The organism is Tateyamaria sp. syn59, assembly GCF_007995245.1.
Taxonomy (GTDB): Bacteria; Pseudomonadota; Alphaproteobacteria; order Rhodobacterales; family Rhodobacteraceae; genus Tateyamaria.
The window spans coordinates 219,098-244,088 of sequence record NZ_VCBA01000001.1 but is presented as its reverse complement, the minus strand read 5'-3'; the positions used below and the strand labels follow the sequence as shown (position 1 = coordinate 244,088).

Genomic DNA, 24,991 nt, shown 5'->3' with positions numbered 1-24,991 from the left:
CAAAGCCAAGAATCGACCAAGGGAGGGCGCATGAAACATGCTCTTGGAGGGGTCTTCGCTGCACTGATGGCTGGCACGGTCGCCATCGCAGAAGACGTGAAACCAACCGCTGTGGCGTTCGTCGACGGAACTGTCAAGCAATCGCTGACCGGCCAGCCCGGTGACCCAGCCGAAGGCCGCAAGGTGTTCGCCAACCGCAAGCAGGGCAATTGCCTCGCCTGCCACATGAACGCCGATCTGGCCGAGGAAAGCTTTCACGGTGAGGTGGGCCCGCCCATGGACGGCGTTGCGGATCGTTGGACCGTGGCCGAACTGCGCGGCATCGTCACCAACTCCAAGATGATGTTCGAGGGTACGATCATGCCCGCCTTCTATGTCGACGCAGGCTACACCCGCCCGCTCGACGACTTTGCCGGCCAATCCATCCTGACCGCCCAACAGGTCGAGGATGTGGTCGCCTACTTGATGACGCTCAAAGAGCAGTAATTTCCCGAGACCCGAGGAGACATGACATGAAACTGACACGGCGCAACCTGCTGATCCTCAGCTCTGCCGGGGTGGCTGCGACGGCCATGGGCTCCCTGCCCGCCTTCGCCTCGCTGACCGATGACGCCATTACCGAACTGACCGGTGGTGCGGCCCTGGGCGAAGGGGCGATCACCCTGACCGCACCCGAGATTGCCGAGAACGGAAACACCGTCCCGATCGAGGTCGACGCCCCGGGTGCGGTGGCCATCACGCTTTTTGCCGACGGCAATCCAGTGCCCAACGTGGCGACCTTCAAGTTCGGACCGCTCAGCGCCTCGCGCAGCGCCTCCACACGCATCCGTCTGGCCACAACCCAGAACGTCGTCGCCATCGCACAGATGGAAGACGGGTCGTTCCAGAAGGCATCGGCCAACATCAAAGTGACCATCGGCGGCTGCGGCGGCTGATCTCAGAGACACGAGGAGTAAGAATATGGCATCCGGCGTAAAACCCCGCGTTAAAGTCCCGAAAACAGCCTCGGCTGGCGAAACGATCACCATCAAGACCCTGATCAGCCACAAAATGGAAAGCGGTCAGCGCAAGGACGATGATGGCAACATAATCCCCCGCTCGATCATCAACCGCTTCACTGCTGACTTTAACGGCCAGAACGTGATCGACGTGACGCTCGAACCGGCGATCTCGACCAACCCGTATTTCCAGTTCGAAGCGGTCGTGCCGGAGTCCGGTGAGTTCACCTTCACCTGGTACGACGACGACGGCGACGTCTACGACACATCGAAGAAGATCGAAGTCTCCTGATCAACAAGGGACACGATCCAGCCAGGCCCGGACGGGTCAGCCAGGGAGGGACAACATGAACATGAAACCATGGATTGCAGTGGTGGTTGCTGGATTTGCCAGCGCCGCCGCGGCCCAGGACGACAATAGACTGAGCATCGAGGGTGAGGATATGGTGACCGAGGCCGCGGCCCCGGCCCATATGGAGAATCTCGACACCATCTACTCCGGCTGGCGCTTCCGCTCGGGCGAGACGCAGGCGTTGGAAACCGACGATTTCGACAACCCCGCCTTTGTCTTTGTGGATCAGGGCATTGACCTTTTTGACAAGGTCGACGGAACCGAGGGCAAGGCCTGTTCCTCCTGCCATGAGAATGTTGAAGATTTCGCAGGTCTGCGCACGCAACTGCCCAAGGTTCAGGACGGCCAGCTTCTCGCGATGGAAGACCTCGTGAACAGCTGCCGGACTGAACGTATGGGTGCCGAGCCGTGGAAGTGGTCGGGCGGCCAGATGACAGCCGTCACTGCTCTGATCGGTCTGCAATCGCGCGGGATGCCCATGGACGTGGCGATTGATGGTGAGGCTGCCCCCTTCTGGGAACAGGGCAAGGAACTTTATTACACCCGCGTCGGTCAGCTCGACATGTCATGCTCGAATTGTCACGAGGACAACTACGGCATGATGATCCGGGCCGACCACCTCAGCCAAGGCCAGATCAACGGCTTTCCAACCTACCGTCTGAAAAACGCCAAGCTGAACTCGATCCACGGGCGCTTCAAGGGCTGCATGAAGAACATCCGCGCCACCCCCTTTGCCGAGGGCGGTGACGAGTTCAAGGCGCTGGAACTGTACCTTGCCTCGCGCGGTCAGGGCCTGTCGGTCGAAACACCGTCGGTGCGCAACTAACCAATCCAAGGGCCTCGCGTTTTCCAGCGCGGGGCCTTTTCTTCGCGTATAAATTCAAACATACGCATATGTATAAAAGGATAGATCACACATGATCTCGCGGCGTGACTTTTTGCAGGTGGGCATGGCGGCCTCGGCCCTTCTGGGCACATCCGGTTTCGGCAATTGGGCGCGGCTCGCGGCGCAACAAAAGCTGACGCAGGACCAGCTTTTGCAGTTCGATACATTCGGCAATGTCTCCCTGATCCACGTCACGGACATCCACGCCCAGCTGAAACCAATCTATTTCCGAGAACCGTCGATCAATATCGGCGTTGGCGGCAACAAGGGGGCCGTGCCTCATGTCACAGGCGCCGAGTTCCGCAAGCTCTACGGCATCGAAGACGGCAGCCCCAGCCACTACGCTCTGTCTTCTGGCGACTTCTCCGCCCTCGCCCAGGGCTACGGACGCGTCGGCGGCATGGACAGGGTTGCAACCGTGATCAAGGCGATCCGCGCCGACCGCCCCGACGCCATCCTGCTCGACGGCGGCGACACGTGGCACGGCTCCTACACCTGCCTCAAGACCAAAGGCCAAGACATGGTCAACGTCATGAACGCGCTGGAACCGGACGCGATGACCTTTCACTGGGAATTCACCCTCGGCTCCGACCGCGTGAACGAACTGGTCGAAGGCCTGCCCTTCGCAGCGCTCGGCCAGAACATCTTTGACGTCGAATGGGACGAACCGACCGACCTTTTCCCACCCTACAAGATGTTCGAACGCGGCGGCACCAAGATCGCCGTGATCGGCCAGGCCTTCCCCTACATGCCCATCGCCAACCCCGGCTGGATGTTCCCCGAATACGCGTTCGGCATCCGGGACGAAAACATGCAGGCCATGGTGGACGAGGTCCGCGCCGCCGGTGCCGAATGCGTCGTCGTGCTCAGCCACAACGGCTTTGACGTCGACAAGAAGATGGCGACGGTCGTCAGCGGTATCGACGTGATCCTGTCGGGCCACACCCATGACGCCCTGCCCGAACCCGTTTTGTCAGGCGAAACACTGATCTTCCCCTCCGGCTCGAACGGGAAGTTCGTGACGCGCATTGACCTCGATATCCGCGACGGTCGGATGATGGGCTACCGGTCCAAACTGATCCCGATCTTCTCCGACGTCATCTCTCCCGATGCCGACATGGCCGCGCTGATCGACGAACAGCGCGCGCCGTTCGCGGCCGACTTGTCAGAGGTGATCGGCCAAACCGACAGCCTTCTCTACCGTCGCGGAAACTTCAACGGCACGTGGGACGACCTGATCTGCGACGCGCTGCTGTCCGAACGGGACGCAGAAATCGCGCTGAGCCCCGGCGTCCGCTGGGGGCCGTCCCTGATCCCCGGTCAGGACATCACACGCGAGGATATCTTCAACGTCACCTCCATGACCTATGGCAAAGCCTATCGCACGGAAATGACGGGCGAATTCCTGAAGGTCGTTCTGGAGGATGTGGCCGACAACATCTTCAACCCCGACCCGTACTATCAACAGGGCGGCGATATGGTGCGCACCGGTGGCCTCGGCTACCACATCGACGTACGCGAACCGCAGGGCAGCCGGATCAGCGACATGACATTGCTCTCGACCGGCGAAGCCATCGACCCGGCGCGCAGCTACGTGGTCGCTGGCTGGGCCTCGGTCAACGAAGGGACCGAAGGGCCGCAGATCTGGGACGTGGTCGAAAGCCACATCCGCAAAATGGGCACCGTCACCGTCCAACCCGACAACAACAGCGTAACCGTCACAGGCGTTTGACCAAGGGATTCAACACCATGGATGACATGTTTAAACCTTCTCGGCGTGCATTTCTACGCGGCTCCGCCGCCGTCGCCGCGGGCACCGTGGCAGGTGCCGCCAGCGCCAACGGCCCGGACCCTCTGATCACCGAATTGCAGGACTGGGCCAGCTACACCGGCGTCGGCGTCGACGAGACACCTTACGGCATGCCGATCAGTTTTGAGTCCCACGTCGTTCGCCGCAACGTCGAATGGCTCACGGCCTCCCCCATCTCGTCGATCAACTTCACGCCCATCCACGCGCTTGACGGCACGATCACGCCCCAAGGCTGCGCGTTCGAACGGCACCACTCGGGCGCGATTGAGCTATCAAAGCCCGACTACCGCCTGATGATCAACGGCCTCGTCGATCAGCCGCTGGTCTTCACCTATGACGACCTGATGCGCTTCCCGCGCGAAAACCACGTCTATTTCTGCGAATGCGCGGCGAACACCGGCATGGAGTGGGCAGGCGCGCAGTTGAACGGCGTGCAGTTCACCCACGGCATGATCCACAACATGGAATACACTGGCGTCCCCCTGCGCACCTTGCTGCAAGAGGCGGGCGCGGACATCAGCGCCGACAAGTGGGTCTATGTCGAGGGGGCCGACGCCTCCTCCAACGGTCGTTCCATCCCGATGGCAAAGGCACTGGACGACGTGCTCGTCGCCTTCAAGGCCAATGGCGAGGCGCTGCGGATGGAGCATGGCTACCCCGTCCGCCTCGTCGTGCCGGGATGGGAAGGCAACATGTGGGTCAAGTGGCTACGCCGCATCGAAGTGACCGACATGGCGGTCGAGTCCCGCGAGGAAACCTCGAAATACACCGACGTGCTCGAAGACGGCACCGCGCGCAAATGGACGTGGGAGATGGACGCCAAATCCGTCATCACCTCCCCCAGCCCGCAAATGCCGATCACCCATGGCAAGGGGCCGCTTGTCATCTCGGGCCTTGCCTGGTCCGGCCATGGCAAAATCACCCGCGTTGACGTCTCCAAGGATGGCGGCATCACCTGGGAAACCGCCCGTCTGGGCAAGCAGGGCGACACCAAGGCGCTTACCCGCTTCTACCTCGACATGGATTGGGACGGCGCGCCGATGCTGCTGCAATCCCGCGCGATGGACGACACCGGATATGTCCAGCCGACCAAGGCGCAGCTGCGCGACATGCGGGGCGAGAACTCCGTCTACCACAACAACTGTATCCAGACCTGGTACGTGAACGCAGAAGGGATCGCCGAGAATGTCGAAGTCTCCTAACCTCCTCCTCCCCGCGCTTGGGGGCACGGCACTGGTTCTGGGCGTCGCATTCGGCGTGATGAACCGCGACTACGCCGCCGACAAGATCGACACGCTTGAGACGCGGGTGGATCAGATAAGCGCGCAAGCGACTGCCGCGTCGGACAAGGCCAAAGCCGAAGCGATCCGCGCCGCCGAACTGGAAGCCAAGGTGGCCGAGATCCAAGCCAACGCACAGGCGCAGCTCCTGACCGCCAGTGCTAACCAACCCGCACCGAAGATTGACGGTCGCCTTGGACTCGGCCGCGCCGCCCTGCCGGAAGAAATCGCCGCATGGGATGTCGACGTCTTGCCCGACGGGCGTGGCCTGCCCGAAGGCAGCGGCGATGTCTGGACGGGCGAAGAGGTCTATGTCGAAAACTGCGCCTCCTGCCACGGCGACTTTGCCGAAGGGGTCGACAACTGGCCCGTGCTGGCGGGCGGCTTTGACACGCTGGGCGACAAGGATCCGGTCAAGACGGTGGGCAGCTACTGGCCGTACCTCTCGACCGTTTGGGACTACGTCCACCGCTCCATGCCCTTTGGCGCGGCGGGCACACTGACACCCGACGACACCTACGCCATCGTCGCCTACATCCTCTATTCCAACGACCTTGTGGACGATGATTTCGTCCTCAGCCGCGACACTTTCCTCGACGTACCTATGCATAACGCGGACGGCTTTATCGTGGATGACAGGGCCGAACAGGAATACGCCAAGTGGCGGACCGAACCCTGCATGGAGAACTGCAAAGAAGAGGTCGCAGTCACCATGCGCTCCGTCTTCCTCGTGGAAACCCCGCCAGAGGGTGGGTCCAATTCGGTCATGAACCACGCGCGAACGGTCGAAGACCTGCCCACCTTCTCGGCCAACGGCCCGTCCTTCATCCCCGAGGCGGCGCCCAGGCCCGACGCCCCTGCCCCGACCGTGACAAAGGCGGCAGTCAGCGATGACGACGCCCTGCTCACTCATGGCAAAAAGGTCTTCCGCAAATGCTCCGCCTGCCACGCGGTCGGCGACGGGGCCAAGCACAAGTCCGGCCCCCAACTCAACGGCGTGATGGGCCGCGCCATGGGCTCCGCCGATGGCTTCAAATACTCCGACGTGTTTCAAGAGGCGAACGCCGCAGGCCGCACGTGGACGCCCGAAGACCTCGCCGCCTTCCTCGCCAAGCCCAAGGCGTACATGAAAGGCACCAAGATGGCCTTCGCCGGTCTGAAAAAGGAAGAGGACCTGACCGCCATCACCGCCTATCTTGAAAGCTTCACCGAGTGAGGGCACTGGCCGCATATCTGGCAGCGGCGGCTCTCGCCGCCCTGCCCGCGCTTGCCGACCCGGGTGACGTCGAAAAGGGCGAAAAGCTGTTCCAGCAGTGCAAGGGCTGCCACCAGATCGGCGCAGGCGCCACGAACCGCAGCGGCCCGCATCTCAACGGTCTTTTCGGACGCAAGGCGGCGGGCCTCGACGGCTTCCGCTACTCCAAAAGCTTCCAGCGCGCAGGCGCAGGCGGCCTCGAATGGCACGCCGAAACACTCGACGTCTTTCTTGAAAATCCCCGCGCGATGACCAGCGGCACACGGATGAGCTTTCGCGGTGTGAAGAACCCAGAGGATCGCACACATCTCATCGCCTTCTTGCGGCAATACTCCGACGACCCCGCCAACATCCCCGAGGCCGACCCCACCGCCCAAGGCATCGACCACGACCTTGACCCGGCCATCCTCGCCCTCGTGGGTGATCCGGAATATGGCGAATACCTGAGCGGCGAATGCACCACCTGCCACCAGGCGGCGGGCGGCGATGACGGCATCCCGTCCATCACGCTCTGGCCCGAGGATCAGTTCGTCGTTGCCATGCACGCCTACAAAAGCAAACAGCGCAACCACCCGGTCATGCAGATGATCGCCGGACGGCTGGGCGATGAAGAAATCGCGGCATTGGCCGCGTATTTCAAAGACCTCGAAAACTGAGGCGACACTAGGGAGGAGATTAAAATGACATTGAACAGAAGGACATTCTTAGGAACATCCGCCGTAGCGGCAGCAACCCTCGCCGCCCCCATGGTGCGCGCGCAGGGCAAACCGCGCGTGGTTGTGATCGGCGGCGGCGCAGGTGGCGCCACGGCCGCGCGCTACATCGCCAAGGACAGCAAGGGCGACATCGACGTCAAGCTGATCGAGCCCACGCGCACCTACTACACCTGCTTCTTCTCGAACCTCTATCTCGGCGGTTTCAAAACGATTGACGAGATCGGGCACAGCTATGGCGGCCTCGCCGCCGCAGGCGTGAACGTCGTGCACGACTGGGCCGTGGGCGTGGACCGCGACACTAAGACGGTTACCCTCGCAGGCGGCGGCACGCTGCAATACGACAAGCTGATCCTCAGCCCCGGCATCGACTTTGTCGACATGGCCGTCCCCGGCTGGGACATCTCAGCGCAAAACGCCATGCCCCACGCCTACAAAGCAGGCTCGCAAACCGAACTCCTCAAGGCGCAGCTCAAAGCCATGCCCGAAGGCGGCACCTTCGCCATGGTCGCCCCGCCCAACCCCTACCGCTGCCCGCCCGGCCCGTACGAGCGTGTGTCGATGGTGGCCCACTACCTCAAACTCAACAACCCGACGGCCAAGATCATCGTGGCCGACCCCAAGCCCAAATTCTCCAAAATGGCGCTGTTCCAAGAAGGCTGGAACAACCACTACGAGGGCATGGTCGACTGGGTCGGTGAAGACTTCGGCGGCGGCAATGTGACCGTGGACCCTGCGGCCATGACGGTCTCCATCGACGGCGAAGAAACCAAGGTCGATGTCGCCAATGTCATCCCCGCCATGAAAGCGGGCCGCATCGCGGACATCGCGGGCGTGACGGACGGCAACTGGGCTCCGGTCAACGCCGCTGATATGTCAACCAAGGCTGACCCAGATGTCTACGTGCTGGGCGACGCCAGCCAACAGGGCGACATGCCCAAATCCGGCTTCTCGGCCAACAGCCAGGCCAAGGTCTGCGCCAACGCCGTGCGCGGTGCGCTGACGGGGTCCAAGGTCTTCCCGGCCAAGTTCTCCAACACCTGCTGGTCGCTGATAGAGACCAATGACGGGGTCAAAGTCGGCGCCACCTACGAGGCGACAGCAGAAAAGATCGCCAAGGTCGACGGCTTCATCTCGAAAACCGGCGAAAGCGCGGATGTGCGCAAAGCCACCTACGAGGAATCCGAAGGCTGGTACGCGGGGATCACCGCTGACATGTTCGGGGCCAAGGCATAAAGCACCACATAGGGGGAAACGATGCTGCGATCCGTGTTCGCACTGGCACTGCTGACGACGCCCACATGGGCGGAGGAAGCGCACGTCACCCCCTATGACGGCACCTTCGACGACGCGACCTTCGCGGTCGAAACCGCCATCGTGAACCGCGGGCTGGTCATCGATTATGTCAGCCACGTGGGCGACATGCTCAACCGTACGGGCGCAGATGTCGGCAGCGACACGGTGATCTTCACCAATGCCGACATCTTCATCTTCTGCTCCGCCGTGATCTCACGCCAGGTGATGGAGGCTGATCCGATGAACATCGTCCACTGTCCCTATGGCATCTTCGTGGCCGAAAACGCTGATGGCGTGATGATCGGCCACCGCGACTACCCCGACGGCCCCATGCAGGTGGTCGAAGACCTGCTGAAAGACATCGTGGCCGAGGCAACGGATTTCTGACGTGAACTACACCGACTTCTTCAAAACCGAACTGGACACCCTGCGCGACAGCGGCAACTACCGCGAATTCGCAGAACTGGAACGCCACCGCGGCACCTTCCCCAACGCCACCTGCCACAACGGGCCGGGCGAGGTCACCATCTGGTGCTCCAACGACTACCTCGGCATGGGCCAGCACCCCGACGTGCTCACCGCCATGCACAACGCACTCGACCGCACCGGCGCGGGCGCAGGCGGCACGCGCAACATCTCCGGCACGACGCATGATCATGTGCAGCTTGAGGCCGAACTCGCCGACCTGCATGGCAAGGACAGCGCGCTCCTCTTCACCTCCGGCTACGTCGCGAACTGGGCTACGCTCGGCACGCTCGGTGCCCGCATCCCGGGCCTCACGATCCTGTCCGATGCACTCAACCACGCCTCCATGATCGAAGGCATCCGGCATTCGAAGACCGCGCGGCAAATCTGGAAGCACAACGACCTCGCCGATCTCGAAGCAAAACTCGCTGCCCTGCCTCTCAACGCGCCCAAGCTGATCGCCTTCGAATCCGTCTACTCCATGGATGGCGACATCGCCCCAATCGCTCAGATCTGCGACCTCGCCGACCGCTACAACGCCATGACCTATCTCGATGAGGTGCACGCCGTCGGCCTCTACGGCCCACGCGGCGGCGGCATCGCCGAACGCGAGGGGCTGATGGACCGCTTGACGGTGATCGAAGGGACGCTTGGCAAAGCCTTCGGCGTCATGGGCGGCTACATTGCGGCAGACGCAACACTCTGCGACTTCATCCGCTCCTTCGCGAGCGGCTTCATCTTCACCACCGCTCTGCCCCCGACCGTCGCGGCAGGCGCAGCCGCAGCGGTGCGGCACCTCAAATCCAGCACCACCGAACGCACCGGCCATCAGACCCGCGTGGCTGAAGTCCGCGCGCGCCTAGACGCCATCGGCCTGCCGCATATCGACAACCCCGGCCACATCATCCCGGTGATGGTGGGCGACCCGGTGAAGTGCAAATTCATCTCGGACACGCTGCTGCGCGACCACAGGATATACATCCAGCCGATCAACTACCCCACCGTGCCCAAAGGCACCGAACGGCTGCGCATCACACCGTCGCCTGTACACTCGGCGGCAGACGTGGACCATCTCGTCTCGGCCTTGGAAACCCTCTGGACCCAATGCCAACTTGCGCGCCGTCCTATCGCGGCGCAGTGACCTCAAGCAAAGACAACCAATGTCCCAATCAGAAAGATCATCGCGGCAAACCCAACCGCCGCGATGATCCAAAAGAGGCGCGTCAGCAGTCTTGGCACGTCTTCAGGCCAAGCACCCGGTAGATCGGGCAAAAGTTGACAAACGCGGTGCCGACGAGGATCGCACCGACAAAGCCCCAGACACCGATGGTGCCAACGGCCGCCAGCACGATCAAAAGCGCGCCAATGACAAAACGGGCGATACGGTCAATCTGTCCAAGGTTGCGGGTCATGTGAAGCTCTCCATTCTGCGGTTACGCGCGCACCCTGCCCCGATCCACCGCAGCCGTCTGTGACTTCGTCACACGCCGTCCTGCAATCCGTGATTTTCCAACGCCGCCCGGTCCAGAACGGTGATCGTGCCACGTTCCACCGCAATCCACCCCTGCCGTTCAAACGACTTGAGCGTCCGCGAGACCACCTCGCGCGCCGTCCCCAACTCCTGCGCAATGTCCTGCTGCGTCCGCGCAACCGTCGCCGGTTGCCCACTCAGCCACCGCGCCAGCTTCAGATCCGTGCGGTGCAGCAGCAACGCATCAATCACATCCGTCAACTCGCCCACCCGCTGGGCAAAGCCGCGAAACACCAGCTCGCGAAAGCCCGCATCCCGCGCCATCAACGCCTGAAACCGCGCCGCGCTGATCGCCACGGCGGTCACGGCCCCCTCCGCATAGCCATACCCGGAATAGGGTCGCCCGGACAAAAGACAGGTGGTCGTCAGCACGCAACTGTCACCTGCATGCACGCGGTACAGCACCACGGTGCGCCCCGCCGCATTCGTCTGCTCCACCCGGACCACACCGGACTGCACGATCAGAAACGCCCGCCCCTCATCACCGGGCCGAAACAGGCACGCGCCATCCGGGGCGGCAATCGGATCACCCTGATCTGCGTAGTCCGCAAGGCTTTGCTGCGTCACTCGAATTCCATCTGCTCATAGACCCGCCCCGCATTCCGCGTGGCCAGCTCTTCATAGGTATCGAGATGAACATAGGGACTTTGATCGACATAGTAAGCCTCTGCCAGATCACCGCCGTCCTCCAGATGCGTACCGACAACCTCGCGCAGATGAACAAGGTAGTCGCGCGTGTACCGCCGCACCTGCGCCATATTCGTCGGATGGCCGTGCCCCGGAATGACATAGGTGGCGTTCAACGCCTCAAAACAACAATCCCACGTCTCAATCCAATCGAGCGCGATGGTATCCTCGAAAATCGGCAACATCCGCTCGTGAAAGGCCATGTCACCCGCAATGACCATGCCCTGCTCGGGCAGCCACACCTGCGTGTCACCAGGTCCATGGGCGGGACCAAGGTGCAGCACCTCGATCCGGAAGTCGCCCATCTCGATGACTTCCTTGTCCTCAAAGGTCCGCGTGGGCGGCGCAACAAAAGTCCCCTCGGCCTTGTCGCGATTATACGTCTTCATGTTCTCAAGAATGCGGTTGCCCCGCTCATCAATCTCATGTGCCGCATCCACATGGGCCAGGATTGGCACGCCCTGCTCCGCCCAATAGGAGTTGCCCAGCATCGCGTGCCCCTGCCCATTCTCATCAATGACCAGCTTCACCGGCTGATCGGTGACGGCACTGATCTCATCATGCAGCGCCTTGGCCAGCAGATAGGCCGCCCCGCCATTGATCACGACCACCCCGTCGCCGGTCACGATGAAGCTCAGGTTGTTGTTGTGCCCGCTGTTTTCATAGGTCGGGGGCGCGGTGGCGCCGATGGCGGACCACACATGCGGGATCACCTCGACCGGTTTGGAATAAAGAACTGAGCCCGGATACTGATCCGCAATATCCTCGCTGGCGAAAACGGGCGCCGCAAACAGCGCCAAAGCCACAGCACCCCGCATCATGCGCCCTCCGGCACAAACACGTACCCCTCCGATGTCCGATCCACGCGCCCCATCCCGCCCTGCGGCAGATGAAAGCCGACGATCTGCATCTGCTCCGAGATGATACGATCAAACAGCATCGCGCGCGTTGCTGCGGCCTGCGCGCCATCCTGATCCGACCCGCTGATCCATTCCGGCTTGTGAAAGGCCACATGATGATTGCCAATCGCATCGCCCAGGATCAGGGCGGCGTCAGGCCCGTTGCGCACCTCAAAACTCATATGCCCCGGCGTGTGGCCATGGGTGGCAACGGCAGCGATCCCCGGCAGCACCTCCTGCCCGCCCTCAAACAGCACAACGCTGTCCTCAATCATCTCCATCCGCCGCTTCGCCCCAACGGCAAAGGCCGCCCGCGCCTCGCCAATGGTGTCAACCGTCTCTGGGTTCCACCAATACTCCCACTCCGCGCGGCCCATCATATAGGTCGCATCGGCAAACACCGGTTCATCGAAATCGTCGAGCAGACCCCAGATGTGATCCGGGTGCGCGTGGGTGAACACCACATGGGTGACGTCGTCGGGTGCCAGACCAAGGGCGTTCAGACTGTCCACAACGCTCCCCGCCGTCGGCATGAAATCGGGACCAGAGCCCACATCGAACAGCACCGTCCGCTCCTCATCCCGGTAAAGCGCCAGATTGCATTCCGGCGTCAATTGCGTGGGCGACAGGTCATAAGACGCAAGGATCGGCTGCAACGCATCCTGCGGCATCGGCTCAAAGATAAAGCTGCCCGGCAGGGTCAGGCTCCCGTCGCTCACAGTGGTGAGCGACGCCGCCCCCAACTCCGCCCGCGCGACCAAAGGCGACAGGCCCACACACCCCGCAGCCGCACCGCTTTGCGCCAGAAAAGATCGCCGATCCATCTGCATCCCCCCACATTCAAATTCTCATATCTGAATGTTTCTCAAACAAATTCATAAATCAAGATGTTTCCCGCAACGACGCAAAACCGCAGGAACACGCGAAAACCTTAAGAGAAGGGGAAGAAGTGGTGCGGCCGGCGAGACTCGAACTCGCACGAGTGTTACCTCACAGCGACCTCAACGCTGCGCGTCTACCAATTCCGCCACGGCCGCACGCCTTGACTTGGTGAGCGGGGTTTAGCGACGAACGCGCCCCTTGCCAAGCCGAAAACTCAAAGAAAAACCGGGGCCCGCAAAAGGCCCCGGTTTCATCACTCAACGCTGATCCGAATGGATCACTCAGACGCAATCCCGAATGTGGGCAGGGCCACGGGCTGCACGGTCGGCTGCGCAGGTGCGACGCCCGAATTGGACACACCCAGTTGCAGCGATGCCTTGCGCAGCAGCTCAACACGCTCGGGCTGGCCGGGCGCAAACTCCGCCTTGGCCCCTGCATCGATGGCTTTCAGCCCCTCGGCATACCAGACGCGCGCATTGTCCACGCGCGGCGCGGTGCCGAAGCCCTGTGCCAGGTGGTGGCCCATGATCTCGCCATACACATGGTCACCCATGGCATACATCATCAGCGCGGATCCCAGCGCCACATCCATGTTGTCGGTGCGGTAGCCGACACCCATGCAAATCTGGGCCGTGCCCTTCAACTGCGCAGGCGACATGCCGGTGGTCAGGATGAAGCTGGTGACATCCTGCACAACCTCGGGCTGCGATTTCAGGGCAAGGGCTGCCACATAGGGCTGCATGGCCGGACCGAACTGTTCGCACTGCGCTGCGATCTGGTCGGGGGTAAAACCCTGAACCTTGGCAATCATGTCCTCGCTTTTGGCGATGGCGTATGTGCGCGCCAGGCAGAACTGTTCGTTCAGCGCGACGTTCGGGTCAGTCATCTTGTCCGCCGTGGTAAAGCCGCCATTGGTGTTGGTCAGCAACGACACGGTGTTGCAATGCGACGCCAGCGATTGCGCCGATCCGGTGCCTCCCAAGAAATTTGGCAAGGCCGACGGGGCCGCAGCGGCGGCTGCCGTCGTACCCGGCGAGGCCGGGATGGCCGTGGCCACGGGTAGTGTCGCGGCAGAAGCCGACTGCACCTCGGGCAATGTTGGCGCAGGCTGGGCCGGCGCAGGTGCTGGCGCAGCGACGGCGACGGTCGCGCCGTCCGTCTTCGAACAATTGCCGCGCTGGCAGGTGAACATGGCCGGTGTCACGTTGAACGCCTGGAAATCGTTCCGCTCGTACCCTTCCGGGGTGGACGCAAACACGCGAACTGCACAGCTTTGGGCGTTACACCAGAATGCGCTGCCGGTGACCGATGTGTCGATGACATAGTCGGTCTGGCCATCGCCGTTGATGTCGGACAATTGGATGAAACCTGACCGCTGCACGAGCTGCCGGGCGCTTGGGTCCGAACTGCGCGCGATTTCATTGACGGATGCGGCCACTTCGCGCGGCAACCCATAGGTGTCACCGATGGGCGATGTGTGGGTGCCTCCGGCGAGGTCGGACCGATAAGCGATCAGCAGCCCGCGGCTGCCCTGCCCCAGCGACGCAATCTGCTGTGAGGCGCCAAGCGGATCTGCCTGCGCCTTGTTATAGGCACCGATCAGCAGGCTTTGCTCATACGGGGTCAGCTGGCCGGTTGCTGGATAGCCAAGAAAACTCTGATAAGCTGAGATGGCGTTGCGCGACCGTTGACCAAGCTGGCCATCGACACCACCCGCGTTGAACCCGAAATAGTTAAGAGAGGTCTGAATCTGCCTCCCTTCCTGCGTGGAGGGAATACGCGGCTTGTAGGTTTTCTTCGAATACGATCGTTTGACCGTCGATTTCTTGCGGTTTTGATTTGCAGCCGCACCCACGATACCGCCAATAATAGCACCAGCCACGAAATCACCCGCATCGGCGGCAACACGTGAGGCAGGAACAACAGCAACGGACAAGGCAAGGACGGAAGCGACAATCGGCTTTCTGAACATGGTTAAATCTCCAAAGACTATATACTGACTGTAACAGCGAATTGGGATTCGCGAAGTCATTAATTCCAGACCAATTCGCCCGTTGCGATATTGGTAAATTCGCGCAAACCGGGAATTGGACAGAGGCAAAGTGCTGAAAATGAACAAGAGCACGCAGATGAACGCACCCGATACCACACCTCAAGGCGCCTCCGCCGTGATTGACGTCGACATCGTTTCGGACGTGATGTGCCCGTGGTGTATCGTCGGATTTCGTCAACTGGAACAAGCACTTGCCATCACAGGTATAGGCGCGCGCGTCCGCTGGCATCCGTTTGAGCTGAACCCCGACATGCCACCGGAAGGTCAAAACCTGACCGAACACATTGCCGAAAAGTACGGGGCCACCGCCGCGCAATCCGAAGAGACCCGCGCGCATTTGCAAAAACTTGGCGCGAGCCTTCGGATCGACTTCTTATTTTCCCCAGACAGCCGAATCGTCAACACCTTCGCTGCGCATCAATTGCTGGACTTCGCGCTTGCCCACGGCAGGCAACACCCGCTCAAGCTGGCGCTGTTCGATGCGCATTTCACCCAGGCGCGTGACGTGTCGGACCACGCGGTACTGTTGGATGTGGCTGAACAGGTGGGGCTGGACCGAAATGCCGCCCATGACGTCCTCACAACCGGGTCGCACCAAGATCGGGTGCGCGAACAGCAAGCGTTCTGGGCGGGGCACGGCATCACCGGCGTGCCGTCGATAATCTTTGGCGGCACTTACCTGACCACCGGCGCCCAAGGGGCCGACACCTATGCCCACGTTCTGCGCAAGGTCGCGCAAGAGGCCGCCTGAAACGATGGTTGAATGGATCACGACACCGGGTCTTACGGACTATCGCGAGGCGGAGGCGTGGATGGAAGCACGTGCCACGGCCATCGCAGCCGGAACCGCAGACGAATGCATATGGCTGGTCGAGCATCCACCGCTTTACACGGCGGGGACATCAGCCAAGCCGGAGGACCTGACCGATCCCGACCGGTTCCCGGTGTTCGACACGCGGCGCGGCGGGCAATACACCTATCATGGACCCGGCCAGCGCGTGGCCTACACCCTGCTTGACGTAGGCAAACGCGGGCGGGATGTCCGCGCCTTTGTCCAGCAGCTGGAAACCTGGGTGATCGCGACGCTCGAGACCTTCAACGTCACGGGCGAGATCCGCGAAGGGCGCGTCGGTGTCTGGGTACAGCGCCCCGAAAAACCGCGCCAACCTGACGGGGCTGTGGCCGAGAACAAGATTGCTGCCATCGGCATCCGGTTGCGCAAATGGGTCAGCTTTCACGGGCTGAGCATCAACGTGGAACCGGACCTGTCCCATTTCGATGGCATCGTTCCCTGCGGGATTGCAGAGCATGAGGTGACATCACTGGTCGATCTTGGCCTGCCGGTGACAATGGAAGATGTGGACGTGGCGCTGCGTCAGACATTCGACACCGTGTTCTCTCCGCAGCCGTAGTACCAAGGCCGCGTGCCGCGACGCCATTCTTTTGGGGGCTCTGCCCTCGCCTTGCAGTCTCCCCCGACGTATGTTCGGTCAGAAGAAAGACCTAGCCTAGCATACCGGCCAATGCCCTGGCTTCGTAGCCCTTCATCACCGGGCGGACGCAGCGGCTTGCGCAAATCAGTAGCTCGGGAAACAGCCGTGCGATTTCGGTGGCGACAGCGCCCTCTTCGCAGTCGCCGAATTCCGCGGCTTCAACCGCTTCTCGGGTGAGGTGGAAGCTTTCGGTAGGTGCGCCCTCTGCATAGATGACCTCGTGCCGATCCATCAGGATGTGGTAGTACGTGACCCGTGGCCGCGGCGCGCGATAGATCAGGTCGCCGCGCACCAGATTGACCGCACTCACCAGCACTTCATCTGCACCAAAGAGCATTTGAGTCCGCCAGTCAGAGATAAGCATCCGGTGGGCTGGCGAGACGAGCAAATCCCGCATGTTGCCCAGTGCACCGGCCGAGATATGGACCGGCGCAAACGTGGTCCGCGCATCCACGGATCGCCGCAACACGGCACGCACGGGCCGGTCGCCATTGTCCCAGGTGCGCAGACGCATGCCACGGCGCAGCTTTTCAATCGGAACCGGTCCTTCGGTCGTATCGATCAGTGCGCCAGCGGTGAAACAGGCGACATTGGTATTGTCAAAGGTCAGGTCCCCGGTATTGGCTCCTGTGAAGGTCAGCGACCCGCCGAGGCTCGTGTTGTCACTAAAGTCACCGACGGACTGATTCAGGACCCCGTCATCGGCCATATCGTCGCGTAACTCGAAGATATTGGTGTAATAGGCGCTCAGGTCGATGAAATCGTTGTTGGTCTGGTCGCCGTCGTTGATACTGCCAGTGTTGCCCGCGTTAAAATCGGTTATGACGTCATCACCATCGCCGGGATTGAACACATAGGTGTCATCCCCTGCCCCGCCTGTCAGCGTGTCGTCGCCCGTCCCGCCCTCGAGCGTGTCGTTGACTGCATCCACCCGCACGACCGAGAAGTTGTCGATGGCAAAGCTCTCGTTCGCGATGCTCGAGTTGAGTGTGCTGCCGAAGCCGACCGTCAATTCTTCGGGCGCGTCCGTGATCGTGATCACGACATTCATGATCGTGTCTTGGGAGTTGGACACCGATCCGCCGTTTGTGTAACCCAGTTCACCTGTCTGCACGTTGGTGAAGTCGATCGTGTAGGTCGCGCCGTCTGCGCCGACAAAACTCTGGCTGGCTGGAGACGACGTATCACCCGCCAGGTGCGAGAAGCGTACCTCTTCACCGTTGAGTGTGATCACAAAGTCTTCGCCATCCCAGCTGTCGAGCAGCAAGGCGTCGAATTCGACCTGCACCTCTTCGGAATCAGAGCCCAATTCGAAAGTGCGCTCGGTCGCCACGACCCCGTCGCCTGCACCGAAGCGGCCCAAAGACGTTCCGAGGTCGGGATCGGTTTCGGTTGTGCCGTTGGACCAGCCGCTGGCGCCCGATTCAAAATCGTCCTCGTACAGCGTTGTGCTGTCCGAGCCGTCGTCGCCCACCAGCACATCCGCGCCACCACCACCCAAGAGGCTGTCGGCACCCTGTTCGCCCTCCAGAGTGTCGGCGCCGTTGCCTCCTTCCAGCGTGTCGTCCCCGGTTCCACCGGTCAGGCTGTCGCTGCCGCCATCGCCCGACATGGAATCATCGCCAGACCCACCGATCAGCGTGTCTGCGCCACCGTTGCCCGCAAGGACGTCATCGCCGGTGCCGCCATCGACGCTGTCATTGTTGGCTCCACCCGACAGAGTGTCATTGCCGCCATCACCAAAGATGGTGTCGTCACCTCCGCCCCCGGCGATGACGTCATCGCCTTCGACGCCCGCAGGCGTGCCCGTGACCGAATATTCCGGCCCCGGTGGTGTCCCGATCATGGGGGAGGTCAGCAGGTTCTGGGTCGCATTGCCGGTGTCCGGCCCGCTGATCGTCGCCGACAGGGTATCTCCACCCTGGTTCTCCCAATAGCGAATCTGGATCGTGTAGGTTTCGTTTGGATCCAGCGTCACATCGCCAAAGCGGGTTGTCGTCGCCTGGTGAAAGTCATTGTTCAGATAGTCGAGCGTACCGCCGGTTTGGTTCGCGAACTGGACGGGATTTCCATTGGAATCAAAGATTTGAATGGTGGACCCGTCATCGGATGATGTGGTCAGGCGGTAAGTGCCACCCGCTGTGACATTGAGGGTGCTGGTGTAAATGACCCCGAAATCCGCCGGGTTGTTCGAGGTGCCCCGCACCGTATTGGTCAGACCGCCTTCATTGAAGTCAGTGACATAGCCCGACCCGGTGCGCGTGCCGCTTTCGATATCGAACGCCTGCCCGGCGGACGAGGAAAAGTTGAAGTCGAACGTCTCGAAGTGCCACGCACCCTCGACCGGACCATCACCGCGCAGGACATCGGCCCCCCCGCCACCGGTGATCGTGTCGCTCCCGAAGGCGCCGGTCAGCGTATCTGCGCCGCTGCTGCCCGAGATGGCCTGATCACCCTCGGTCCCGGGGTTCGTGTTGTCGTTCGTTGCCATTATCCTGCACTCGGTTCTTGAGGCGCGTGGGCGCGTTTGGGCCAGCAATGGCCGAAAATTCGGGCCGTACGAGGGATGAATATTGCCCTTGCTGGTCCGAAAATGTGACGTTTCGATGTCTTTGCCGCGGATTTGGACACGGTGCCGCGATACACGCAGGGATTGTATCACCGCTCCGATGCGCCTGCACGACCAGAGTGAGGTCACGACGGCACGTCACGTGTCATGTGCAGCATGATTCACACGCGACAATTCATCCCGGCTTTGGCGCTTATCTTCCATTGATGCGCGCGGGCCAAAACTTTAGAACCACTCAAGAATCCGTGCGCGGAGCGGGAACCCCGTGTGCGAACTAAACCAACAGCCAGGAGGCACCGCATGGCAGACGCAGCCATTCACGGGCAAGAGCACGAAGACGAACGGGGCTTTTTCACCCGTTGGTTCATGTCCACCAACCACAAAGACATCGGGATCCTGTACCTGATCACCTCGGCCCTCGTCGGCTTCATCTCTGTCGCGTTCACCGTGTACATGCGCCTCGAACTGATGGATCCGGGCGTTCAGTACATGTGTATGGAAGGCGCACGCCTGACAGCCGCTGCCGCGGGTGAGTGTACGCCCAACGGGCACTTGTGGAACGTGCTGATCACCGGCCACGGCATCCTCATGATGTTCTTCGTCGTGATCCCCGCCTTGTTTGGCGGTTTTGGCAACTATTTCATGCCCTTGCAGATCGGCGCGCCGGACATGGCATTCCCGCGCATGAACAACCTGTCCTTCTGGCTTTACGTTGCGGGCACTACCCTCGCGGTCTGCTCGGTTCTGGCGCCGGGCGGTAATGGCCAGCTTGGCTCTGGCGTAGGCTGGGTGCTCTACCCGCCGCTGTCGACCAACGAACAGGGCATGTCGATGGACCTCGCGATCTTCGCGGTCCACGTCTCGGGCGCGTCCTCGATCCTGGGTGCGATCAACATGATCACCACCTTCCTGAACATGCGTGCGCCGGGCATGACGCTTTTCAAGGTGCCGCTGTTCTCGTGGTCAATCTTTGTCACTTCGTGGCTGATCCTGCTGTCTCTGCCGGTTCTGGCTGGCGCGATCACCATGCTGCTGATGGACCGCAACTTCGGCTTCACCTTTTTTGATCCGGCAGGCGGCGGTGACCCTGTGCTCTACCAGCACATCCTGTGGTTCTTCGGCCACCCCGAGGTCTACATCATCATCCTGCCCGGCTTCGGCATCATCTCCCACGTGATTGCCACCTTCTCGCGCAAGCCTGTCTTCGGCTACCTGCCGATGGTCTGGGCGATCATCGCGATCGGTGCACTGGGCTTTGTCGTGTGGGCACACCACATGTACACGGTCGGCATGTCGCTGAACCAGCAGGCCTACTTTATGCTGGCCACGATGGTCATCGCCGTACCCACAGGGGTGAAAGTCTTTTCGTGGATCGCCACGATGTGGGGCGGCTCGGTCGAGTTCAAGACACCGATGCTCTGGGCCTTCGGCTTCCTGTTCCTCTTCACCGTGGGTGGGGTGACAGGCATCGTGCTGTCGCAGGCCGCCGTGGACCGCTACTACCACGACACGTACTACGTGGTGGCACACTTCCACTACGTGATGTCGTTGGGTGCTGTCTTCGCCATCTTCGCAGGGATCTACTTCTACTTCCCCAAGATGACGGGCCGCATGTACCCCGAATGGGCTGGTAAAGTTCACTTCTGGACCATGTTCGTCGGTGCCAACATCACCTTCTTCCCGCAGCACTTCCTGGGCCGTCAGGGCATGCCGCGCCGCTACATCGACTACCCGGAGCAGTTCGCCTACTGGAACGCCTGGTCGTCCTGGGGTGCGTTCCTGTCCTTCGCCTCGTTCCTGTTCTTCTTCGGGGTGATCGCCTACTCGCTGCTGCGCGGTGCCAAGGTGACAGAAAACAACCCGTGGAACGAATACGCGGACACGCTGGAATGGACCCTGCCCAGCCCGCCGCCGGAACACACGTTCGAAATCCTGCCCAAGCAGGAAGACTGGGACAAGCAGCCCTCGCACTAAGCGCGGTCTGATGTAAAAAAACCAAAGGGCTCCGGTGGCGACTGGGGCCCTTTTTTATTGAGGCTGTCTTAATGCAGATTGTCTAAGCAGCCGCAGCACTCATAACGCTTCTCCCACTGACCGTCGGCACGTTGCACAAACTACAGTTGCACGGAATTCTTGCCACAAAAGCTTTGGCACTTGTTGTTGCCGGCAGGCTGAGTGCCGCGATCACAACGCCGTCTGTTCTAATGTCACAGCCAAGAGATGAGGTGTATCGCGACACCTACTGCGTTGCTACGCACACGGACATTGGATCATCAGCGAAGCGCTCTTGTTCGCGATACCTTTGTTCTGCATTGGGCCGCCAGTCGATGGGCGCACCTGATCCACCTTCATCTTGCCAGATAAACTCCGGAATTCGGGGCAGCGCCCCAAGAAACAATGTAAAACCGCACCCCCACCCCCGTTGTTATGCAATATCACGTAACAAAACTGGGCCATCTCCCGCCCAAGACCCAACCAAAACGCGCGAACCGCCGCCCACGCGCGCGCGAGGCTCTCAAACCATCTTCCACGACCACTCCCCTGCCCCATATGCCGATCATATAGCTGCCTGACCACCGTGCTGCCCGAACAACCCGGAACCAGGCGATACGAACGAAAGGAGCAGTCATGCTGTCCAAAATTCTTGTCTCAGCCGCCATCGCGGCCTCGCTCGCCCTCGTGCCTACCACCCGTGCCGAAGCGGACACCCGCGACTTTATCGCTGGCGCCATCATCGGCGGAATCGGTGGCGCGATCATCAACAACGAAGTGCGCAAGAACAAAGCACGGCAAGCCGCACGAAGCCGCGCCGTTGCGCCACGCACCACCACCACGACCCAACGCGCCTACCGGGCGCCAGCGCAAAAGACTTACCGTCCCTCGATCCCGGCGACCCCCGAAGGGCGCGAGATCCAATCCTCGCTCAACTATTTCGGCTTTGACGCTGGAACGATTGACGGCAAGGTCGGATCACGCACCCGCGACGCCATCGCCGACTACCAGCGCTACATGGGTTACGAGGGTACCGGCACGCTCACCAGCTTTCAGCAGCACCTGCTAACCTCGGCCTATTTCCGCGCCGAAGCGGGCGGCAACCGGACCTTCCAAGACATCGCCTCGCATCCCGATGGCACACGCGGACTGCTCAAAATCTACCGCGACGATCTGGCCGCAGGCAGCACCCGTGAGCGCACACTGCGCCCAGAGCCGTCGTCGTCGTCCTCGTCGGCCTTCACCGACCTTTAAACGAGCACCGAGCAGGCGAGGCGGCACAGCGATGCCGCCCCGCGACATCCTGCCCTTCGACTTCGCGCATGTCCGGCATATAACGATCACATGCCCTATCGCTGGACTTCACCGCCCGACGCACAGGTGCAGGAACTGCACCTCTGGCCGCACAACTCCCTGCCGCAACACGGCATGGCAGCTTTCGTGCTGGCGACCTTTACCCTGATCCTGATTCCCGCCCTGCCGCTTCTGGGCTCTGTTGTCCTGTGGGGTCTTCTGCCCTTCGTGCTTGGGGCTGTGTGGGCGATGTATTTCGCGCTTCGCCGCAACCGCCGCGCGCGCCAGATCATCGAGGTGCTGACGCTGGACGCCGACGCAACGCACCTCACTCGGACCGAAGCCAACGGGCAGGTGCAGGAATGGGACTGCAACCGCTACTGGACGCAGGTGACAAAATACGACGACCAGGGCCCAGTGCCGCATTACGTCACGCTCAAAGGCAAGGGCCGCGAGGTCGAGATTGGCGCGTTCCTGAGCGAAGAGGAGCGCATAGCGCTCTACGATGAGCTGCAGCGCGCGTTTCGGCGCACATCGGAATGAACGGTGCAAAGGCGACTGGCCCACCCATTAAGCATGGGGTGCTACCTTTCAAACGCAGCAGTTAGCCCGGCGCTACCTCATACATCCACCGCCAGTATCAAGGCCGAGCGCCCCCAACTCAGGACGCTGCGCATAGCCTATCCTTGACCATCGGCCCCACCGCGCCGAAATCCATCTGACCGGTATATTTGGACTTCAGAACACCCATCACCTTGCCCATGTCACGGATGCTGTCGGCACCCACTTCGGCAATAGCATCATCGACTGCCTTGGCGGAGGCTGCATCGTCCAGTTTCTGCGGCAGGAACTCCTCGATGACCTCAGTCTCGGCCATCTCGCGTTCGGCCAGGTCCAGCCGCCCGCCCTCCTCATAGGTCTTGGCGCTTTCTTTACGCTGCTTGACCATTTTCCCAAGGATCGTAAGAAGTTCGCCCTCGCCCACGCCGTCGTCCTGACCGGCAGCACGGGCGTCGATATCCTTGTCCTTGATGGCGGCATTGATCAGGCGCAGCGTGGATAGTCGGTCTGCATCCTTGTCTTTCATGGCCTGCTTGAGCGCGGCCGAAATCTTGGTGCGCAAATCCATTTGATGTCCATCCCCATGGCACGTGTTGAATGACCAAACTAGGTCATACGCACGGTTGTGGCAAGTGCATGGTAATCACCTAAACACTTGTTTTCACTGCACAAAGTAAATTGATGAACAGACTTGACCAACGCTCACGCCCACACTAGTTTCCGCGCAATTTGCCTGCACCCATCCGCTTTTGCCTGCACCAGGAAACCCTGCCATGACGCCTGCCGAACCGACCGCTTGCCTCGCCCTCGCCGACGGAACTCTCTTTTACGGTCAAGGGTTTGGCGCCACAGGACAGACCGAGGCTGAACTGTGTTTCAACACCGCCATGACCGGTTACCAGGAGATCATGACCGATCCCTCCTACGCCGGTCAGGTCGTGACCTTCACCTTCCCTCATATCGGCAATGTCGGCGTGAACCCTGAAGATGACGAAACCGGCGATCCGGTCGCTTCGGGCATGGTTGTCAAGTGGATGCCGACCGACCCGTCGAACTGGCGCGCCGCACAAGACCTGTCCAGCTGGCTCGCGGCACGGGGGCGCATCGCGATCGGTGGGGTCGACACGCGCCGCCTGACCCGCGCCATTCGCCAGGCGGGCGCACCGCACGTAGCCCTCGCGCACAACCCAGACGGCACGTTTGACATCGAAGCGCTCGTCGCGGCGGCCCGCGATTTCGCCGGGCTGGAAGGCATGGACCTCGCCAAGGACGTCACCTGCGCCCAGTCCTATCGTTGGAACGAAAAACGCTGGGCCTGGCCAGAGGGCTACACGCCACAGACGGACCCAAAGTTCAAAGTGGTCGCCGTGGACTACGGCGCCAAGCGTAACATCTTGCGCTGCCTCGCCTCGGCCGGTTGCGATGTCACCGTCCTGCCCGCCACCGCGACGGCGGACGAGGTGATGGCCCACGACCCGGACGGGGTGTTCCTGTCAAATGGCCCCGGCGACCCAGCCGCGACCGGTGAATATGCGGTTCCGATGATCCGCGACGTGCTGGAAAAAGACCTACCCGTTTTCGGCATCTGTCTGGGTCACCAGATGCTGGCCCTCGCCCTTGGCGCCAGAACGGTCAAGATGAACCACGGCCACCACGGCGCCAACCATCCGGTCAAGGATCTGGAGACCGGGAAGGTCGAAATCACGTCGATGAACCATGGCTTTGCCGTGGATGCACAAACCCTGCCTGACGGTGTGATTGAGACGCACACTTCCCTCTTTGACGGCTCGAATTGCGGCATCCGGGTCGAGGGCAAACCGGTCTATTCCGTCCAGTACCACCCCGAGGCCAGCCCCGGCCCTCAGGACAGCTATTACCTGTTTGAGCGCTTCGCAGAGGCGATGGCCTCCCGAACAGGTTGAATACTCGCGGTAAAAGCACAACTTTAACCGCTTGTTAACCATGGATTGCCATGG

Annotated in this window: 24 protein-coding genes and 1 tRNA gene; 17 read left to right on the top strand and 8 right to left on the bottom strand. The window is 61.4% G+C overall.

The annotated features are described in order from the left end of the window. Positions 1-30 precede the first annotated feature (30 nt). From soxX to hemA, 11 genes are all read left to right on the top strand, one after another. Complete coding sequence (gene soxX, locus FD715_RS01230) at positions 31-486, top strand: sulfur oxidation c-type cytochrome SoxX (protein WP_147104021.1); 456 nt, start codon at positions 31-33, stop codon at positions 484-486. A 26-nt stretch (positions 487-512) separates the two neighbouring features. Beyond that, positions 513-935: a thiosulfate oxidation carrier protein SoxY gene (soxY, locus tag FD715_RS01225; RefSeq protein ID WP_147104018.1), complete on the top strand. Its 423-nt coding sequence runs from the start codon at positions 513-515 to the stop codon at positions 933-935. A gap of 25 nt (positions 936-960) precedes the next feature. Continuing rightward, positions 961-1,290, top strand: a complete 330-nt coding sequence (gene soxZ, locus FD715_RS01220) for a thiosulfate oxidation carrier complex protein SoxZ (RefSeq protein ID WP_039687568.1) — start codon at positions 961-963, stop codon at positions 1,288-1,290. Between the two features lie 55 nt (positions 1,291-1,345). Continuing rightward, the gene (gene soxA, locus FD715_RS01215; protein WP_147104015.1) at positions 1,346-2,176 is read left to right on the top strand and encodes a sulfur oxidation c-type cytochrome SoxA; all 831 of its coding nucleotides are present in this window, start codon (positions 1,346-1,348) and stop codon (positions 2,174-2,176) included. A 91-nt stretch (positions 2,177-2,267) separates the two neighbouring features. Beyond that, positions 2,268-3,968 (top strand): thiosulfohydrolase SoxB, encoded by a 1,701-nt coding sequence (gene soxB / locus FD715_RS01210; RefSeq protein ID WP_147104012.1) that lies wholly within the window; start codon positions 2,268-2,270, stop codon positions 3,966-3,968. A 17-nt stretch (positions 3,969-3,985) separates the two neighbouring features. Beyond that, on the top strand, positions 3,986-5,248 hold the full coding sequence (soxC, locus tag FD715_RS01205) for a sulfite dehydrogenase (protein ID WP_147104009.1): 1,263 nt from the start codon (positions 3,986-3,988) through the stop codon (positions 5,246-5,248). Next, positions 5,232-6,542 carry a c-type cytochrome gene (locus FD715_RS01200; protein WP_147104007.1) on the top strand — a complete coding sequence of 437 codons (1,311 nt, stop codon included), beginning with the start codon at positions 5,232-5,234 and terminating at the stop codon, positions 6,540-6,542. The genes soxC and FD715_RS01200 overlap by 17 nt, the downstream gene beginning before the upstream one ends. Further along, positions 6,539-7,237: a c-type cytochrome gene (locus tag FD715_RS01195; protein WP_147104004.1), complete on the top strand. Its 699-nt coding sequence runs from the start codon at positions 6,539-6,541 to the stop codon at positions 7,235-7,237. Before FD715_RS01200 ends, FD715_RS01195 begins: the two co-directional genes overlap by 4 nt. 24 nt (positions 7,238-7,261) lie before the next feature. After that, positions 7,262-8,530 (top strand): NAD(P)/FAD-dependent oxidoreductase, encoded by a 1,269-nt coding sequence (locus FD715_RS01190; protein WP_147104001.1) that lies wholly within the window; start codon positions 7,262-7,264, stop codon positions 8,528-8,530. A gap of 21 nt (positions 8,531-8,551) precedes the next feature. Next, complete coding sequence (locus FD715_RS01185; RefSeq protein WP_147103998.1) at positions 8,552-8,977, top strand: DUF302 domain-containing protein; 426 nt, start codon at positions 8,552-8,554, stop codon at positions 8,975-8,977. A 1-nt stretch (position 8,978) separates the two neighbouring features. After that, the gene (gene hemA, locus FD715_RS01180; protein ID WP_147103995.1) at positions 8,979-10,196 is read left to right on the top strand and encodes a 5-aminolevulinate synthase; all 1,218 of its coding nucleotides are present in this window, start codon (positions 8,979-8,981) and stop codon (positions 10,194-10,196) included. Positions 10,197-10,278: 82 nt separating this feature from the next. Here the strand turns inward: hemA and FD715_RS01175 are convergent, their stop codons facing one another. The 6 genes from FD715_RS01175 to FD715_RS01150 all read right to left on the bottom strand — a co-directional run bounded on the left by FD715_RS01175 (position 10,279) and on the right by FD715_RS01150 (position 15,026). Beyond that, on the bottom strand, positions 10,279-10,467 hold the full coding sequence (locus FD715_RS01175; protein WP_147103992.1) for a DUF2892 domain-containing protein: 189 nt from the start codon (positions 10,465-10,467) through the stop codon (positions 10,279-10,281). 68 nt (positions 10,468-10,535) lie between these two features. Beyond that, positions 10,536-11,153, bottom strand: a complete 618-nt coding sequence (locus tag FD715_RS01170; protein WP_147103990.1) for a Crp/Fnr family transcriptional regulator — start codon at positions 11,151-11,153, stop codon at positions 10,536-10,538. Further along, the gene (locus tag FD715_RS01165) at positions 11,150-12,094 is read right to left on the bottom strand and encodes an MBL fold metallo-hydrolase (RefSeq protein ID WP_147103987.1); all 945 of its coding nucleotides are present in this window, start codon (positions 12,092-12,094) and stop codon (positions 11,150-11,152) included. Before FD715_RS01165 ends, FD715_RS01170 begins: the two co-directional genes overlap by 4 nt. Next, complete coding sequence (locus FD715_RS01160) at positions 12,091-13,002, bottom strand: MBL fold metallo-hydrolase (protein ID WP_147103984.1); 912 nt, start codon at positions 13,000-13,002, stop codon at positions 12,091-12,093. Before FD715_RS01160 ends, FD715_RS01165 begins: the two co-directional genes overlap by 4 nt. A gap of 120 nt (positions 13,003-13,122) precedes the next feature. Beyond that, positions 13,123-13,209: transfer RNA gene (locus FD715_RS01155), tRNA-Leu, on the bottom strand. Positions 13,210-13,331: 122 nt separating this feature from the next. Beyond that, entirely contained in the window at positions 13,332-15,026 is a 1,695-nt protein-coding gene (locus FD715_RS01150) for a peptidoglycan-binding domain-containing protein (protein WP_223274692.1), read from the bottom strand. A gap of 157 nt (positions 15,027-15,183) precedes the next feature. On the opposite strand from FD715_RS01150, the gene FD715_RS01145 reads away from it, so the two are divergent. Further along, the gene (locus FD715_RS01145; protein ID WP_147105129.1) at positions 15,184-15,858 is read left to right on the top strand and encodes a DsbA family oxidoreductase; all 675 of its coding nucleotides are present in this window, start codon (positions 15,184-15,186) and stop codon (positions 15,856-15,858) included. 4 nt (positions 15,859-15,862) lie between these two features. Beyond that, on the top strand, positions 15,863-16,519 hold the full coding sequence (lipB, locus tag FD715_RS01140; protein ID WP_255450627.1) for a lipoyl(octanoyl) transferase LipB: 657 nt from the start codon (positions 15,863-15,865) through the stop codon (positions 16,517-16,519). 91 nt (positions 16,520-16,610) lie between these two features. Here lipB and FD715_RS01135 read toward each other — a convergent pair whose 3' ends face one another. Next, entirely contained in the window at positions 16,611-19,091 is a 2,481-nt protein-coding gene (locus tag FD715_RS01135) for a Hint domain-containing protein (protein ID WP_147103976.1), read from the bottom strand. A 378-nt stretch (positions 19,092-19,469) separates the two neighbouring features. Here FD715_RS01135 and ctaD point away from each other — a divergent pair, with 378 nt between their 5' ends. From ctaD to FD715_RS01120, 3 genes are all read left to right on the top strand, one after another. Beyond that, positions 19,470-21,143, top strand: coding sequence for a cytochrome c oxidase subunit I (gene ctaD / locus FD715_RS01130; RefSeq protein ID WP_147103973.1), 1,674 nt, complete (start codon positions 19,470-19,472; stop codon positions 21,141-21,143). Positions 21,144-21,797: 654 nt separating this feature from the next. Further along, positions 21,798-22,415, top strand: a complete 618-nt coding sequence (locus tag FD715_RS01125; protein WP_147103970.1) for a peptidoglycan-binding domain-containing protein — start codon at positions 21,798-21,800, stop codon at positions 22,413-22,415. Between the two features lie 90 nt (positions 22,416-22,505). After that, complete coding sequence (locus tag FD715_RS01120) at positions 22,506-22,997, top strand: DUF2244 domain-containing protein (protein ID WP_147103966.1); 492 nt, start codon at positions 22,506-22,508, stop codon at positions 22,995-22,997. Positions 22,998-23,115: 118 nt separating this feature from the next. On the opposite strand, the gene FD715_RS01115 is transcribed toward FD715_RS01120, so the two are convergent. Further along, positions 23,116-23,583 carry a GatB/YqeY domain-containing protein gene (locus FD715_RS01115; protein ID WP_147103963.1) on the bottom strand — a complete coding sequence of 156 codons (468 nt, stop codon included), beginning with the start codon at positions 23,581-23,583 and terminating at the stop codon, positions 23,116-23,118. 205 nt (positions 23,584-23,788) lie between these two features. On the opposite strand from FD715_RS01115, the gene carA reads away from it, so the two are divergent. Continuing rightward, positions 23,789-24,937 carry a glutamine-hydrolyzing carbamoyl-phosphate synthase small subunit gene (gene carA / locus FD715_RS01110; protein WP_147103960.1) on the top strand — a complete coding sequence of 383 codons (1,149 nt, stop codon included), beginning with the start codon at positions 23,789-23,791 and terminating at the stop codon, positions 24,935-24,937. Positions 24,938-24,991: the final 54 nt, after the last annotated feature.

Bases quoted from the DNA above. Each gene is read 5' to 3' on its own strand.
- soxX (WP_147104021.1), top strand. From the start codon at position 31: ATGAAACATGCTCTTGGAGGGGTCTTCGCTGCACTGATGGCTGGCACG.
- soxY (WP_147104018.1), top strand. From the start codon at position 513: ATGAAACTGACACGGCGCAACCTGCTGATCCTCAGCTCTGCCGGGGTG.
- soxZ (WP_039687568.1), top strand. From the start codon at position 961: ATGGCATCCGGCGTAAAACCCCGCGTTAAAGTCCCGAAAACAGCCTCG.
- soxA (WP_147104015.1), top strand. From the start codon at position 1,346: ATGAACATGAAACCATGGATTGCAGTGGTGGTTGCTGGATTTGCCAGC.
- soxB (WP_147104012.1), top strand. From the start codon at position 2,268: ATGATCTCGCGGCGTGACTTTTTGCAGGTGGGCATGGCGGCCTCGGCC.
- soxC (WP_147104009.1), top strand. From the start codon at position 3,986: ATGGATGACATGTTTAAACCTTCTCGGCGTGCATTTCTACGCGGCTCC.
- FD715_RS01200 (WP_147104007.1), top strand. From the start codon at position 5,232: ATGTCGAAGTCTCCTAACCTCCTCCTCCCCGCGCTTGGGGGCACGGCA.
- FD715_RS01190 (WP_147104001.1), top strand. From the start codon at position 7,262: ATGACATTGAACAGAAGGACATTCTTAGGAACATCCGCCGTAGCGGCA.
- FD715_RS01185 (WP_147103998.1), top strand. From the start codon at position 8,552: ATGCTGCGATCCGTGTTCGCACTGGCACTGCTGACGACGCCCACATGG.
- FD715_RS01175 (WP_147103992.1), bottom strand. From the start codon at position 10,467: ATGACCCGCAACCTTGGACAGATTGACCGTATCGCCCGTTTTGTCATT.
- FD715_RS01165 (WP_147103987.1), bottom strand. From the start codon at position 12,094: ATGATGCGGGGTGCTGTGGCTTTGGCGCTGTTTGCGGCGCCCGTTTTC.
- FD715_RS01160 (WP_147103984.1), bottom strand. From the start codon at position 13,002: ATGCAGATGGATCGGCGATCTTTTCTGGCGCAAAGCGGTGCGGCTGCG.
- FD715_RS01150 (WP_223274692.1), bottom strand. From the start codon at position 15,026: ATGTTCAGAAAGCCGATTGTCGCTTCCGTCCTTGCCTTGTCCGTTGCT.
- FD715_RS01145 (WP_147105129.1), top strand. From the start codon at position 15,184: ATGAACGCACCCGATACCACACCTCAAGGCGCCTCCGCCGTGATTGAC.
- lipB (WP_255450627.1), top strand. From the start codon at position 15,863: ATGGTTGAATGGATCACGACACCGGGTCTTACGGACTATCGCGAGGCG.
- FD715_RS01135 (WP_147103976.1), bottom strand. From the start codon at position 19,091: ATGGCAACGAACGACAACACGAACCCCGGGACCGAGGGTGATCAGGCC.
- ctaD (WP_147103973.1), top strand. From the start codon at position 19,470: ATGGCAGACGCAGCCATTCACGGGCAAGAGCACGAAGACGAACGGGGC.
- FD715_RS01125 (WP_147103970.1), top strand. From the start codon at position 21,798: ATGCTGTCCAAAATTCTTGTCTCAGCCGCCATCGCGGCCTCGCTCGCC.
- FD715_RS01120 (WP_147103966.1), top strand. From the start codon at position 22,506: ATGCCCTATCGCTGGACTTCACCGCCCGACGCACAGGTGCAGGAACTG.
- FD715_RS01115 (WP_147103963.1), bottom strand. From the start codon at position 23,583: ATGGATTTGCGCACCAAGATTTCGGCCGCGCTCAAGCAGGCCATGAAA.
- carA (WP_147103960.1), top strand. From the start codon at position 23,789: ATGACGCCTGCCGAACCGACCGCTTGCCTCGCCCTCGCCGACGGAACT.